This window comes from Stenotrophomonas sp. FR024 (assembly GCF_047500745.2).
In the GTDB taxonomy this organism is placed as follows: Bacteria; Pseudomonadota; Gammaproteobacteria; order Xanthomonadales; family Xanthomonadaceae; genus Stenotrophomonas; species Stenotrophomonas maltophilia_A.
Genome location: NZ_JAXAXM020000020.1, coordinates 57,330 through 70,870, shown reverse-complemented (window position 1 = coordinate 70,870; position 13,541 = coordinate 57,330). Strand labels below are relative to the sequence as shown.

12 protein-coding genes are annotated in these 13,541 nt (G+C 66.4%); 9 read left to right on the top strand and 3 right to left on the bottom strand.

Annotated features, from left to right (window positions below):
• Positions 1–467 precede the first annotated feature (467 nt).
• Positions 468–1,439, top strand: coding sequence for an MBL fold metallo-hydrolase (locus ACMZ91_RS18505; RefSeq protein ID WP_049461259.1), 972 nt, complete (start codon positions 468–470; stop codon positions 1,437–1,439).
• Between the two features lie 73 nt (positions 1,440–1,512).
• On the opposite strand, the gene yihA is transcribed toward ACMZ91_RS18505, so the two are convergent.
• Entirely contained in the window at positions 1,513–2,115 is a 603-nt protein-coding gene (gene yihA / locus ACMZ91_RS18500; RefSeq protein WP_414578431.1) for a ribosome biogenesis GTP-binding protein YihA/YsxC, read from the bottom strand.
• A gap of 155 nt (positions 2,116–2,270) precedes the next feature.
• On the opposite strand from yihA, the gene ACMZ91_RS18495 reads away from it, so the two are divergent.
• The 4 genes from ACMZ91_RS18495 to ACMZ91_RS18480 all read left to right on the top strand — a co-directional run bounded on the left by ACMZ91_RS18495 (position 2,271) and on the right by ACMZ91_RS18480 (position 5,556).
• A complete protein-coding gene (locus tag ACMZ91_RS18495) occupies positions 2,271–3,071 on the top strand; it encodes a c-type cytochrome (RefSeq protein WP_032128969.1) in 801 nt (266 codons plus the stop codon).
• Positions 3,072–3,177: 106 nt separating this feature from the next.
• Positions 3,178–3,828 carry a thiol:disulfide interchange protein DsbA/DsbL gene (locus ACMZ91_RS18490; protein WP_049461261.1) on the top strand — a complete coding sequence of 217 codons (651 nt, stop codon included), beginning with the start codon at positions 3,178–3,180 and terminating at the stop codon, positions 3,826–3,828.
• Between the two features lie 106 nt (positions 3,829–3,934).
• Positions 3,935–4,765 (top strand): thiol:disulfide interchange protein DsbA/DsbL, encoded by an 831-nt coding sequence (locus tag ACMZ91_RS18485; RefSeq protein ID WP_049461263.1) that lies wholly within the window; start codon positions 3,935–3,937, stop codon positions 4,763–4,765.
• A 53-nt stretch (positions 4,766–4,818) separates the two neighbouring features.
• Complete coding sequence (locus tag ACMZ91_RS18480; RefSeq protein ID WP_005419292.1) at positions 4,819–5,556, top strand: endonuclease/exonuclease/phosphatase family protein; 738 nt, start codon at positions 4,819–4,821, stop codon at positions 5,554–5,556.
• 58 nt (positions 5,557–5,614) lie between these two features.
• On the opposite strand, the gene ACMZ91_RS18475 is transcribed toward ACMZ91_RS18480, so the two are convergent.
• Positions 5,615–6,490 carry an EamA family transporter gene (locus ACMZ91_RS18475; RefSeq protein WP_012512098.1) on the bottom strand — a complete coding sequence of 292 codons (876 nt, stop codon included), beginning with the start codon at positions 6,488–6,490 and terminating at the stop codon, positions 5,615–5,617.
• Between the two features lie 72 nt (positions 6,491–6,562).
• On the opposite strand from ACMZ91_RS18475, the gene ACMZ91_RS18470 reads away from it, so the two are divergent.
• The 4 genes from ACMZ91_RS18470 to ACMZ91_RS18455 all read left to right on the top strand — a co-directional run bounded on the left by ACMZ91_RS18470 (position 6,563) and on the right by ACMZ91_RS18455 (position 10,597).
• Positions 6,563–7,045 (top strand): Lrp/AsnC family transcriptional regulator, encoded by a 483-nt coding sequence (locus ACMZ91_RS18470; protein ID WP_049463305.1) that lies wholly within the window; start codon positions 6,563–6,565, stop codon positions 7,043–7,045.
• Positions 7,046–7,122: 77 nt separating this feature from the next.
• Positions 7,123–7,674, top strand: a complete 552-nt coding sequence (locus ACMZ91_RS18465) for a M23 family metallopeptidase (protein ID WP_414578434.1) — start codon at positions 7,123–7,125, stop codon at positions 7,672–7,674.
• 172 nt (positions 7,675–7,846) lie between these two features.
• Positions 7,847–9,991: a ferric-rhodotorulic acid/ferric-coprogen receptor FhuE gene (gene fhuE / locus ACMZ91_RS18460; protein ID WP_277779320.1), complete on the top strand. Its 2,145-nt coding sequence runs from the start codon at positions 7,847–7,849 to the stop codon at positions 9,989–9,991.
• Positions 9,992–10,162: 171 nt separating this feature from the next.
• Positions 10,163–10,597 carry a hypothetical protein gene (locus ACMZ91_RS18455; RefSeq protein ID WP_277779319.1) on the top strand — a complete coding sequence of 145 codons (435 nt, stop codon included), beginning with the start codon at positions 10,163–10,165 and terminating at the stop codon, positions 10,595–10,597.
• 70 nt (positions 10,598–10,667) lie between these two features.
• Here the strand turns inward: ACMZ91_RS18455 and ACMZ91_RS18450 are convergent, their stop codons facing one another.
• A complete protein-coding gene (locus ACMZ91_RS18450; RefSeq protein ID WP_032128961.1) occupies positions 10,668–13,529 on the bottom strand; it encodes a TonB-dependent receptor in 2,862 nt (953 codons plus the stop codon).
• Positions 13,530–13,541 lie beyond the last annotated feature (12 nt).

The window sequence follows — 13,541 nt, the reverse complement described above, 5'->3', positions numbered from 1 at the left end:
TGTCGACCTTGGTCGACACGATTTTTCTGTCAGATATCGAATGAATCATCCACGCATGGCGTGGATCTACTGTGTCGACCAAGGTCGACACCCACCAGAGCAGTTTGCCGTTCCGACAGATCGCAGAAAACTGTCGAAGGCGGGGTGGGTCCGGTTGCGGGGGCGTGAGCCGCATGGATGCGGCGACCGAGCTTACATGGACGTACTTGCAGCGGCCCCCGCAACCGGACCCACCCCGCCATCCCACGGATAGCCCGCTGTTGCTGTTGCCTCGGCTGTTGCTGTTGCTGTTGCTTCGGCTGTTGCTGTTGCTTCGGCCGTTGCCGTTGCCTCTGCCGGTGCAGGGCGCAGCCCTGCAGACAACACCCCTCCCTGAGCATTCTGCGTAGTGGTTTGAGCGCCGCACACACGTCGACCACGGCACGCTATACGGCAACGGAACCACCCATCGTCCACCGAGAACCACCATGACCCTGCGTCCCCTGCCGCTGCACCGCGCCCTGCTGTTGGCCCTGTCATCCCTGCCACTGGCCGCGCTGGCCGAAACCACGTCGCCTGCCCCCACCCAGCAGGTCCCAGGCGTCTACCACCAGCGCGTCGGTGCGCTGCAGGTCACCGCTCTGTTCGATGGCGTGGTCGCGCTGGGCCGGCAGGAAGTCGTGGACGTGCCGCCGACGCTGGTCAGCCGCCTGCTGGAAGGCCGTTACGTGCCCGAAGACAAGAAGGGCCTGCAGACCGCGATCAACGCTTTCCTTGTGCGCCAGGGCAACCACCTGACCCTGGTCGATACCGGTACCGCGCAGTGCTTCGGCCCCGGCCTGGGCCAGGTGCTGGGCAACCTGCGCGCCTCCGGTGTGGACCCGGCCGAGGTGGACGAGGTGCTGCTGACCCACGCCCATCCGGACCATCTGTGCGGCGTGCTCGACGCGCAGGGCAAGCCGGCCTACCCGAATGCCACGGTGTGGCTGTCCAAGGCCGATGCCGACTACTGGCTCAACCCGGCCAGCGAGGCCACCGCGCCGAAGGGCGTGCGCTTTGCCTTCCCGCTGGCGCGCAACGCGGTAGCGCCCTATCAGGCCAGCGGCCACCTGCGCACCTTCAGTCCCGGCGATGCCCTGCCCGGTGGCGCGGTGGCGATGGACACCCATGGCCATACGCCCGGCCATGTCTCCTACCGGTTCGACAGCCAGGGCCAGTCGCTACTGGTGTGGGGTGATGTGCTGCACTTCCACGCAGTGCAGTTCGCGCACCCGGAGGCGGCCTTCGAGGCCGATTCGGACCGCAAGGCGGCCATCGCCAGCCGTCGCGGCCTGCTGCAGCAGGCCACCGCCAACGGTTGGTGGGTGGCCGGTGCGCACCTGCCGTTCCCCGGTCTGGGCCATGTGCGTGGCGAGGGCAAGGCCTATGCGTGGGTGCCGGCGGAGTATTCGCCGTTGTGAGGGTGTGCCGACCAAGGTCGGCACCCACCCGATCCGGTAGCGCCCGGCTGCCAGCCGGGCGACCGGAAATGCCTTATTCCAGCCCCAACCAACCACCGATGATGCCGCGGGCTTCGTCCACACCGGTGCGGGCCGCGCCAGAGAACACCTGCACGCTGACCGTATCACCGAAGGAGGAGTGCAGTTCCTTGCGCACCTTCTGCAGGGTCTGCATCTGCTGGCTGCGGCTCAGCTTGTCGGCCTTGGTCAGCAACGCATGCGCCGGCAGGCCACGCTGCACGGCATAGGCCAGCATCTGCCGGTCGTAGTCCTTCAGCGGGTGGCGGATATCCATCACCACCACCAGGCCCCTCAGCGCATTGCGGGTGCGGAAGTAGCGGTCGATGAAGGCCTGCCAGTGCGCCTGCAGGTCCAGCGGCACCTTGGCGTAGCCGTAACCGGGCAGATCGACCAGATGGGCTTCCGGGGTCACCTGGAAGAACACCAGCTGCTGGGTGCGGCCGGGGGTCTTGGAGACACGGGCCAGGGCGTTCTGGCGGGTCAGCGCGTTGAGCGCACTGGACTTGCCGGCGTTGGAGCGGCCGGCGAAGGCCACTTCGGCCCCCTCATCGGGCGGCAGCTGCCCCATGTTGTGGGCAGAGAGGTGGTATTGAGCGCGTTCGATGAGCAATGACATGTGCATAGGATCGCATGTTGCGGCACCGCGCGCCCGGCCCAGGGCCCTCTGCCGGGAAAATGCTGCACTGCTGCGTTGACCGTGCGCGGAAACGGCGTTGATAATCCGGGCGATGCCGTGGCTGCCGCCCGGCCCGGTCCATACGGAGCTTTAGCATGCGCCACGCTCGCGTTCTTGCCGTATCCGCCCTTGCCACTGCCGTAGTCGTTGCCGCCGCTGCCTTTGCGCAGACCACGTTGACCCCGCTGCCCGACAACGGGCCGATCAACACCGCCTCGCTGGAGGTCGATTTCAGCAAGACCCACTGGGGCGATGCCAAGGCCGGCCAGACCAAGGCATCGGCCTGCGCGGCCTGCCATGGCGCCGACGGCAATTCCACGGTGGAGATGTACCCGTCCATCGCCGGCCAGAGCGAACGCTACGTCGCCCAGCAGATGGCCCTGATCGCCAACGGGCAGCGCAGCTCCGGCGCGGCGGTGGCGATGGTGCCATTCGTGCAGAACCTCACCCCGCAGGACATGCGCGACATCGGCGCGTTCTTCGCCACGCAGAAGGCCACTGCCGGCATCGCCGATGACACGGCGGTCACCGACGGCCCCTACAAGGGCATGAAGTTCTACGAGATCGGCCAGCAGCTGTACCGTGGCGGCGATGCCAAGCGTGGCCTGCCGGCCTGCATGGCCTGCCACGGCCCCAGTGGCGCCGGTAATCCGGGGCCGGCCTATCCCCACATCGGTGGCCAGCATGCCAGCTATGTCGCGCGCCGCCTGCAGGAATACCAGGCCGGCCAGACCAACGAGACCGACAAGGCGCACTTCCAGATCATGGCTGCGGTTGCGCAGAAGCTGAGCGAGCAGGAGGTGCAGGCGCTGTCGAGCTACCTGCAGGGCCTGCACAACAAGGCCGACGACGTGGCCGTTGCCACCGCGCCGGCACAACCGGCTGCCGCCCCCTGACCACCACTGGTCGGCCCGGGTCGCCACGCCGGCCCGCGGCTGCGGTATGTTTCCTTCACGCCGGCGACCGCGCCGGCGTTGCTTTTTTCAACGGAGATGCGTGTCGATGAGGTTGATTTCCCGCCTGCTGTTGTCTTTGCTGGTGCTGCTGCCGCTGGTAGCCTGCGCCGCCACCCCCGCCAATGCCCCGCTGGTCGAAGGCAAGGACTACGAGCGCATCGCCCAGCCGGGCCCGTTCCAGCCGCTGGCCGGCAAGATCGAGGTGGTCGAGGTCTTCGGCTACACCTGCCCGCACTGCGCCCGTTTCGAACCGCAGCTGGAAGCCTGGGCAGCCAAGCTGCCGGCCGATGTGCGCTTCACTCCGGTTCCGGCAGCCTTCGGCGGCGCCTGGGATGCCTGGGCACTGGCCTACTACGCCGCCGACGAAGTCGGCGTGGCCAAGCGCAGCCATGCCGCCGTGTTCAAGGCCCTGCACCAGGACGGCTCGCTGCCGATGCAGAACGTCTCGGCCGATGAGCTCGCCACCTTCTACAAGGCCTACGGCGTGACCCCGGACCGTTACCTGCAGGCCCTGCGCGGCGATGCCGTACAGAAGAAGGTCGATGCCGCCCGCGCGTTCGCCCAGCGCACCAAGATCCCCGGGACCCCGGCGCTGATCATCAACGGCCAGTACCTGGTCCGTGGCGACAGCTTCGACGACCAGCTGCGCATCGCCTCGGCGCTGATCGCCCAGGCCCGCGTCGCCCGCGGCCGCTGAACCAACACCCACCACCGACACGGCGCTGTCGCCGCCGCGTGTCATCATTTCCCCCTGGCCGGCGCATGACGCCGGCCCCACCTTTCCAGATGCTGGAGACGTTTCCATGAAGATCCGTTACGCCCTCGCCCTCGCAGCGCTGCTGCCGATCCTGGCGGCCTGCAAGGCCGACGACGGCAGCACCAACACCACCGCAGCCCCGGCTGAGCCGACCGCCGCTCCGGCGACCACCGAACCGGCCGCTCCGGCCGCTGGCAGCGAAGGCGCCGCCCCGGCCGCTGCCGAAGGCGAGAAGGCCGCGGCTGAAGCCGCCCCGGCCGCTGCACCGGCCCCGACCACCACCGCACTGACCGGCCCGGCCCCGGTGGAAGGCGCCGACTACCAGGTGATCCCGAACGGCCAGCCGTTCCAGCCGGCCGCCGGCAAGATCGAAGTGACCGAGATCTTCGGCTATGTCTGCCCGGCCTGCGCCGCGTTCCAGCCGCTGGTCGGCCCGTGGAAGGCCGGCCTGCCGAGCGACGTGAACTTCGTCTACGTGCCGGCCATGTTCGGCGGTACCTGGGACAACTACGCCCGTGCCTTCTACGCCGCGCAGACCCTGGGCGTGCAGGAGAAGACCCACGAAGCCCTGTACGCTGCCATCCATTCGCAGAAGACCCTGAAGGGCGAGCGCGGCACCGATTCGGTTGACGACATCGCCAAGTTCTACGGTGCCTACGGCGTGGATCCCAAGCAGTTCGCCGCCACCATGGGCAGCTTCGCGGTGAATGCCAAGACCAACTCGGCCAAGCAGTTCGCCCAGCGCAGCCAGATCAGCGGCACCCCGTCGATCATCGTCAACGGCAAGTACCTGGTGAAGGGCAAGAGCTTCCCGGACATGCTGCGCATTGCCGACCACCTGATCGCCCGCGAACGCGGTGCGGCCCAGGCTCACTGATCCAAGAGAAGCGTTTCCCGGCCGTGAATTCCCCCCGTACACGGACCCTGCGCTTGCTGACGGCCAACATCCAGGCCGGCTCAAGTACCCGCCGCTACAGCGACTATGTGACCCGCAGCTGGTCACATGCGCTGCCGGCGGGCCGCAAGCGCAGCAGCCTGGACGCGATCGCCACCCTGGCGCGCGAACATGACATCGTCGGCCTGCAGGAGGCCGACCCGGGCAGCCTGCGCTCGGGCTTCACCAACCAGACCCACTACCTGGCCCAGCGTGCCGGCTTCAACTACTGGAGCCACCAGCCGAACCGGCGCATGGGCGGGGTCGCCTCCAGCGCCAACGGCCTGCTGAGCAAGCTGGAACCGGTGGAAGTGCAGGATCACGCCCTGCCCGGCCGCATCGGCGGGCGCGGCGTGCTGCTGGCCAAGTTCGGCGACGGCGCCGATGGCCTGGCGGTAGCGGTAGCCCATCTGTCGCTGGGCGCGGGTTCGCGGATGTCGCAGCTGGGCTTCATCGCCGAGCTGCTGTCCGACCATCCCAATGCGGTGCTGATGGGTGACTTCAACTGCCTGGCCGAACGCCCGGAAATGCAGGTGCTGTACCAGAAGACCCGGCTGCAGCCCCCCGGCTGCATCGTGCCGACCTTCCCCAGTTGGCGCCCCGATCGCGCCATCGACCACATCCTGGTCAGCAGCGGCCTGCAGACCCGCACCGTGGAAGCCGTACCGGCCGCGTTCTCCGATCACCTCGCCCTGGCGATGCAGATCGACGTCCCGGCCGACGCCCTGCGCTGACCGCTCCTGGTGGGTGCCAACCTTGGTTGGCACGCTCTCCGCCGGGCATGGCCCGGCGCTACCCCGCCTGCACCACCGGCACCTTCAGCCGCCGCGCGGTCATCGTGCTGCCCACCGAGGCCAGCACCGTGCAGCCGATCGCCAGCCACTGCAATCCATGCAGGTGCTCGTGCAGCAGCAGCATCGCCCACAGCGCGGCCACTGCCGGCTCCATGCTGATCAGGATGCCGAAGGTCTCCTTGGGCAGGCGCTTGAGCGCCATCATCTCCAGCGACATCGGGATCGCGCTGGAGACCAGCGCTACCAGCAGGCCCGCCGCCAGGATCTTCGGATCGAGCAGTGCGGCGCCGGCATGCACCACGCCCACCGGCACCACCACCAGCGACGCCGCCAGCAGCCCCAGCGACACCGAATGCCCGGCGTGCAGATGGCCGGCACGCTTGCCGAACACGATGTACAGGCCCCAGCACGCCGCCGCACCCATGGCATACAGCACGCCGGCCGGATCCAGCGCCGGGCCGCCACCGATCGGCAACAGCAACAGCAGCCCCACCGCCGCGCAGCCCACCCACAGGAAGTCGATCGGTCGCCGTGATGACAGCATCGCCACCGTCAGCGGCCCGGTGAACTCGATGGCCACCGCGATACCGAAGGGAATCGTGCGCAGGGCCATGTAGAACAGCAGGTTCATCAGGCCCAGGGTGAGCCCGTAGCGCAGGATGGTGATCGCATCCACGCGGCTGGTCTTCCAGCGCCATGGCCGCCAGAACAGCAGCAGCAACAGCGCCGAAAAGCCCACGCGCAGCGCGCTGGTGCCCTGGGCACCGATCAGCGGGAACAGGTGTTTTGCGTAGGAGGTGCCGATGGCCAGCGAGGTGACCGAGCCGAGCACCGCCAGCGCCGGCAACATCGGCGCGAATCGTGAAGTCTGCATGCGCAAAGTCTATTGCGCCGGTGCCGAGCACTTGGCTCAATTGACGGCCCGTTCGTGCAACTTCTGCTCGCCATGGCCACCGCCCCCGTGCTCGACAGCTTCGACTGCGCCATCCTCGACCTGCTGCAGCGGGACAACACCCTGCCGCAGCGCGAAATCGCCGAGGCCGTGCACCTGTCCACCCCGGCCGTGCAGCGCCGCATCAAGCGCCTGCAGGACAGCGGCGTGATCGCGGCCAATGTGGCCGTGGTCGCTGCGGCGAAGGTCGGGCGGCCGCTGACCATCATCGTCGAGGTGCGCGTGGTCAGCGAGCAGCGCGAACGCGTGGCGCCGTTCAAGCGTCGCGTGCAGGACGACCCGGCCGTGCAGCAGTGCTACTCGATCACCGGCGATGGCGATTTCCTGCTGCTGCTTTCGGCGGCGTCGATGGAGGAGTATGAGGCGATCACCGAGCGCTTGTTCGGTGGCGATGACAACATCGAGCGCTTCCGTACCTCGGTGGCACTGGGCACCTTGAAGCGGAGTTTCGAGGTCCCGCTGGCACCGGTTCTGTAGCGTCGAGCCATGCTCGACTGCGTTTTTACCGCAAAGCAACAGCCGTCGAGCATGGCTCGACGCTACAGTCGGAGACCATGAGCACTCCGTCCTCTCCTGCCGGTCGCCTGCGCCGCTGGCTGCTGCGCGGCCTGTGGCTGGCCATTGCCGTCGTTGCCGCGATGGCGCTGTGGAACAGCCCATGGGCGGCCACGCCGAGGATGCTGTGGACACTCTCGCGCATGCCGCCGGCCACCGAACTCCCGGTGCCGGTGGAGGGTGTGCGCCCCCGCCAGATCGCCGATACCTTCGGCGCGCCGCGCGGCCGCGACCGCTCCCACGCCGGCATCGATATCTTCGCCCAGCGCGGCACGCCGGTGCGCAGCGTCACTGCCGGCGTCATCGCGGATGTCAGCGAACGCGGCCTCGGTGGTCGCCAGGTCTGGGTGATCGGGCCCGGGCGGGAACGCTACTACTACGCGCATCTGGAAGGCTGGGCCGAGGGCCTGGCGCGCGGCCAGGTGGTGCAGGCCGGTGACCTGCTCGGCCACGTGGGCGACAGCGGCAATGCCAAGGGCACGCCGCCGCATCTGCACTGGGGCATCTACGGCACGAACGGCCCCCGCGACCCGTTGCCGTTGCTGCGCTGATCGCCACGGCGCACCCGCGCACCGAACCGTTCATGATTTGTAAATAGGAATAGTTCGTATTACCATTTCTTTCGTTTCCGGTGGTGCCAGGACGGCCTGCCCGCCCTTCCCCTACCCGTAGCGCCTCGCCTCCTGGATGCCGGCCGAACGCGCGTGCTCGTCCAGGACCCCCATGACCCGTCCCGCCTTCCGTACCCTGCAGCCGCAGCGGCTGTCCGTTGCCGTGCTTGCCGTTCTTTGCGCCGTGGCCCCAGCCGCCTTCGCCGACACCGCCGCCGATCCGACCACGCTGGACAAGGTGGTGGTCAAGGGCGAACGTGCCGAAGGCTATTCGGTGCGCCGCACCTCGGCCGGTACCCGCTTCGATCTGGCACCGCGCGAGATCCCGCAGTCGGTCAGCATCATCAGCCACCAGCGCATCGAAGATCAGAAGCTGGACGACATCATCGACGTGCTGGCCAACACCACCGGCGTGACCAGCACCCAGTCCGACAGCGAGCGCACCGAGTTCTACGCGCGTGGCTTCTACATCGATGCCTACCAGTTCGATGGCCTGCCGACGCAGATGGTGCAGAACTGGAGCTACGGCGATTCCGGCCTCGATCTTGCGCTGTACGACCGCGTGGAAGTGGTACGCGGCGCTACCGGCCTGCTCAGCGGTGCCGGCAATCCGTCCGCCTCGGTGAACCTCATCCGCAAACACGCCGACAACGCAGAACTGACCGGCAGCATCTCGGTGAACGTCGGCAGTTGGGGCCGCACCCGCACCACCGTGGACGTGGGCACCGCGCTGAACGCCAGTGGCACGGTGCGCGGCCGGGTGATCGGCAGCTACCTGGACACCGATGGTCAGATGGACCGCTACAACCAGCGCAAGACGCTGGGTTATGCCGTCATCGACGCCGACCTGACCCCGGACACGCAGCTCAGCGTGGGCTACGACTACCAGCAGAAGCGCGCCAACGGCGCGACCTGGGGCGGCTTCCCGATGTGGTACGCCGATGGCAGCCCGACCAACTATCCGACCTCGTTCAATCCGTCGCCGGACTGGACCTACTGGGACACCACCAGCAAGCGTGCGTTCGCCACCCTGCAGCATGCCTTCAGCAACGGCTGGAAGTTCAAGATCGGCGCCACCCACGACCGCACCAAGGCCGACGACAAGCTGTTCTATCCGGCCTACACCGCGTTCAACAAGACCACGGGCGCCGGCATCACGCCGATGGCCGGCTTCTACAACACCGAGCGCAAGGTTGATGGCATCGATGGCTACATCGATGGGCCGTTCCAGCTGTTCGGACGCGAGCACCAGTTCATGGCCGGCCTGAGCTACAACAAGCGTGAGTTCGCCAACTATGGTGATTTCCAGCCTGACTTCAACGATCCGAATGCACAGTACCTGCCGCTGGCCAGCTACTTCGGCTGGACCGGTGATTTCCCGCAGCCGAACTGGCGACCGCTGAAGCTTGCCAGCCAGGGCACCATCACCCAGAAGGCCGGCTATGCCGCCGCACGCCTGTCGCTGGCCGATCCACTGAAGCTGATCATCGGTGCGCGCTACACCGACTGGAAGAGCGAAGACGAAGGCAACGACCGCTCGCACAAAGTGACCACGCCGTATGCCGGCCTGGTCTACGACATCAACGATACCTACTCCGCCTACGCCAGCTATACCGAGATCTTCCAGCCGCAGACGCTGCGCAACAAGCAGGGCAGCTACCTCGATCCGGTCGATGGCAAGAGCTACGAAGTCGGCGTCAAGGGCGCGTGGTTCGACAACCGGCTGAATGCATCCGTGGCAGTGTTCCGCATCGAGCAGGACAACGTTGGCCAGGAAACCATGGACAAGGTCGACGGGCAAATGAACGAGACCGCCTACATCGCTGCACGTGGCACCGTCAGCCGCGGCTTCGAGTTCGAAGTGAACGGCGAACTGGCACCGGGCTGGAACGCGACCTTCGGTGCTTCACGTTACGTGGCCAAGGACATCAACGGCGCCGACATCAACACCAACCTGCCGCAGACCGCGCTGAAGCTGTTCACCAGCTACACCCCGCAATCGCTGCAGGAACTGACCGTCGGCGGCGGTGCCAACTGGCAGAACCGCATCTACTACGCTGCGCCGGTAGTGGGCCGTTTCGAACAGGAAGGCTACGCGCTGGTCAGTGCCTTCGTGCGCTACCGCATCTCGCCGGAGTTCAGCGTGCAGGCCAACCTCAACAACCTGCTGGACAAGAAGTACTACTCGCAGATCACCGGCTACGGTGCCTACGGCGACGGCCGCAATGGCTCGCTGACGTTCACCTGGGCGTTCTGATCCAACCGGCCTTGTAGCGTCGAGCCATGCTCGACTCGATCACACGGGGTCGTCGAGCACGGCTCGACACCACAACGGGGGCGCTCGGCGCCCCCGTTGCCGCGCTGACCTTGCAGGTGTAGCGTCGCGCAGACGGATACCTCGCGCCTTCCCCCTCAAGGACGACCGGCCATGCGCACCCGCACGAAACTCGCTGTCTCGCTCGTGGCCCTGTTCTCTTCGCTGCCGCTGATGGTCGCTACAGGCAATGGCTACTTCATCCTGCTTCTGCTGATCGGCCTGCCCGCAGCGATCCTGTTCTGGTTCGATCTGGGCCGTGAACTGCGCGCCATCCCCACTCCCACCCGCTCCGAGCGCGCGCTGGGATTGGCAATGGGCATTCCACAGGTGCTGTTCGGACTGTTGTGCGCGGGGATCGGCCTGATCCTGGTGGCCTGGATCCTGTACAACCTGCTGGTTGAATCCCTGCCACAGTTCCGCATTCCCTCACTGCCCGCCTTCGCGGTCGGGCCGATGATGATCGTGGCCGGACTGGGATGGGCACGCACCGCGTTCCGCCGTGCCAGCCTTGAACAGGATGACCCGGAACAGGACATTCCGGATTGACCACCTTCATGGAGTCGAGCATGGCTCGACGCTGCAACGGCGCCGGGCGGAGCCCGGCGCCGTCCCTTCATCAGAAACGCAGGTCCGCGCGCAGGTACCAGTAGCGGCCACGCGGGATGTCGTAGGTCGAAGCGTCGTAACCGTTCAACGAGCACGACAGGCAGATCGGCGGATCCTTGTCGAACACGTTGTTCAGGCCAGCGGTCAGCTGCAGCCCCTTCATCCAGTCGATCTTGTAGCCCACCTGCATGTCATGGAAGGTGGTGGCCGACAGCGTATTGGTGCCTGCGGCCTGGTTGCTGCAGACCGGGAATACAGAGGCGTCACCGCAGTTCTCGGTCAATTCGGAGATATGCCGAACGGTCCAGTTGGCACTCCAACGGTCCAGCGTCCAGCCGATGCTGGCATTGCTGGTCCATTCCGGAATCGAGCTGTCGGCCACTTCCACGCCCGGCTTCTGCGGCTGCTTCTGGCCCGCCGCACCGGTGGCCTCGTAGCGGCCGACGAACGTGTTCTTCCAGCCCAGTTTGAACTGGCCGATCGAGCTCTGCGGCAACGTCCAGAACAGATCCACGTCCCAGCCATCGGTCTTGATCGAGCCGAGATTGGTCAGGCGGTTGTTGAAGCTGCTCACTGCACCGGTATTGGCGCGGGTGATGCCATCGCAGTAGATCGGATCCAGCGTTTCCACGCACAGGTCCAGCTGGGTCTGCGCGTTGATTGCCTGGATCGCGCCATCGATGGCATGGCGATAGAAGGTCACCTCCACGTCGAAGCGCTCGGACCACGAGGTGTTGTTGCCAAACCACGGGCTCCACACGAATCCGGCACTGAAACTGCGCGAGCGCTCCGGATCCAGCTCGCGGTTGCCGCCGGTGGTCACCGAGATCTGCGAGTTGGCCTGCTGGAAGCCGGCCGGCACGCCCAGCGCGGCACAGTTGGCGGCGCTGCCGCGCGGCGGCGTACCGCCCAGGCCCACCGAGCATGGATCGAACAACTGCAGGTCGGCACGCGCGGCCGAACCGTACAACTCACCGATCGACGGTGCACGGAAGCCCTCGGCATAGGTCGTGCGCAGCACGAAATCGTCGGTCACCTGCCAACGCAGGCCGTACTTGGGCGTGAACTCGCCACCGAAGGTGGAGTAGTCCGAATAGCGGCCGGCCAGGCTCAGGTCCAGCTTCTTGCCGAATGAAGAGTCGGCGAAGATCGGCACGCTCAACTCCAGGTAGGCCTCGTTGACGTCATACGAGCCGGACGTCGGCTGCGAAGGCACGCCGTTGTAGTGGCCCGCCACCGTCAGCGGATCGGGCTGGTACGAACCCTCGTACTTGCGATACTCGAAGCCGGTAGCGAACGACACCGGGCCGGCCGGCAGCGTGAACAGGTCGCTGGACAGGTTGGCGGTGAACAGGCTCAGCTCGTTCTGGCTGCGGTCACGCACCACCGGCTGGATCCACTTCAGCATGTCCGGAGTGATCGAACCGGCACCGCCGAAGATGTTCAGCGGCACGCAGCCCGGCGTCGCCGCACAGACGGACGGATCGCCCAGCGCCATGTTGACGTTGTAGATGTTGTAGCTGCCGTAGTTGGTCTGTTCGGCCTTGTTCTTGCTGTACATGCCGTTGACGTCCCAGTACCAGCTGCGGTCAGCCGCCTGGAAGTTGCCGACGAAGCCGGTGGCGAAATACGTGGTGTCCACTTCCTGCTTGAACACGCGCGCGCCGCCTTCTACTGGACGGCGACCGATCAGGCTCAGGTTGTCACCCGAGACCAGGTCGAAGCCGAACGGGTTGTACGGGTTGAGCGCAGACACGGTGATGTTGTCGGCCAGCGGATTGCCGGTGGCGCCATCGGGACCGAAGAACAGCGGCTCCGGGCCGGCCTGGTTGGTCGACTCACGGCGGTTGCCCAGTGCCTTGACGTACCACTGCACGTTGTCGGTGATGTCGAAGCGGAACTGACCGAACAGGCCTTTACGCTCCGACGGTGTCAGCACCATGTTGTATTCGGCGAAGTTGAAGCGATCAGCACTGGTGAAGCAGTGATAGTCATCGGTGCGCGCGCAGCCGGCACTGCCGTCGTAGCGCGGGTTGCTCACGCCGGTATTGGGCACGATGTTCTGCACCGCACCGGTGTTCGGATCGGTGAACATGAAGCGGCCCTGCGGAATGCCACCGCTGCCGAAGGCCAGGCCGGTGCCGGGAATCGGGAAGCGCGACTGCTCGCGGTCCTTGGCGAACACCGGATCCTGCTTGGTCCAGCTGGCGCCGAGGAACAGGCTGAAGCGATCACCGCTCTTGCCCCAGGCCAGGTCCACGCCCTTCTGCGTGCCATCGCCCTTGCTGTACTCGCCGTAGTTCAGGGTCACCTGGCCGCCATCGAAATCACGACGGGTGATGATGTTGACCACGCCGGCAATGGCATCGGAGCCGTACAGCGACGACGCGCCATCTTCGAGCACTTCGATGCGCTCGACGATGGCCAGCGGAATGGTGTTGAGGTCGGTGGCCGAGCCCACACCGGAGGCGGACGACTCATTGACCCAGCGGATGCCGTCAACCAGCACCAGCACGCGCTTGGCGCCCAGATGGCGCAGGTCCACCTGCGCCGAGCCAGCACCTACACCACTGCCATCGGGCGGGAAGCCGAAGTTGCCGGACGAATTGAACTTGGCATTGAGCGCGGAACCGGAACCGGTGAGCTGCTGCAGCACTTCGCCGATCGAGGTCAGGCCGGTGCGTTCGATATCACCGCGGGTCAGCGTCTGGATCGGCACCTGGCCTTCGACTTCAGCGCGCTTGATGCGGGTACCGGTGACTTCCACCGCATCGAGGTTGGTGGTGGATTGTGCAGCGGCACCCAACGGTGCCAGGGTCATCACGCACAGCGCGACGGCAACCGCCAAAGGGCGGTGGTGCAGGTGATTCATTCGCTCTCTCTC

Excerpts from the sequence above, each read along its gene's own strand:
- ACMZ91_RS18455 (WP_277779319.1), top strand. The coding sequence starts at position 10,163 with ATGCGCACCCGCACGAAACTCGCTGTCTCGCTCGTGGCCCTGTTCTCT.
- ACMZ91_RS18465 (WP_414578434.1), top strand. The coding sequence starts at position 7,123 with ATGAGCACTCCGTCCTCTCCTGCCGGTCGCCTGCGCCGCTGGCTGCTG.
- ACMZ91_RS18495 (WP_032128969.1), top strand. The coding sequence starts at position 2,271 with ATGCGCCACGCTCGCGTTCTTGCCGTATCCGCCCTTGCCACTGCCGTA.
- ACMZ91_RS18470 (WP_049463305.1), top strand. The coding sequence starts at position 6,563 with ATGGCCACCGCCCCCGTGCTCGACAGCTTCGACTGCGCCATCCTCGAC.
- yihA (WP_414578431.1), bottom strand. The coding sequence starts at position 2,115 with ATGTCATTGCTCATCGAACGCGCTCAATACCACCTCTCTGCCCACAAC.
- ACMZ91_RS18490 (WP_049461261.1), top strand. The coding sequence starts at position 3,178 with ATGAGGTTGATTTCCCGCCTGCTGTTGTCTTTGCTGGTGCTGCTGCCG.
- ACMZ91_RS18505 (WP_049461259.1), top strand. The coding sequence starts at position 468 with ATGACCCTGCGTCCCCTGCCGCTGCACCGCGCCCTGCTGTTGGCCCTG.
- ACMZ91_RS18450 (WP_032128961.1), bottom strand. The coding sequence starts at position 13,529 with ATGAATCACCTGCACCACCGCCCTTTGGCGGTTGCCGTCGCGCTGTGC.
- ACMZ91_RS18485 (WP_049461263.1), top strand. The coding sequence starts at position 3,935 with ATGAAGATCCGTTACGCCCTCGCCCTCGCAGCGCTGCTGCCGATCCTG.
- ACMZ91_RS18475 (WP_012512098.1), bottom strand. The coding sequence starts at position 6,490 with ATGCAGACTTCACGATTCGCGCCGATGTTGCCGGCGCTGGCGGTGCTC.
- fhuE (WP_277779320.1), top strand. The coding sequence starts at position 7,847 with ATGACCCGTCCCGCCTTCCGTACCCTGCAGCCGCAGCGGCTGTCCGTT.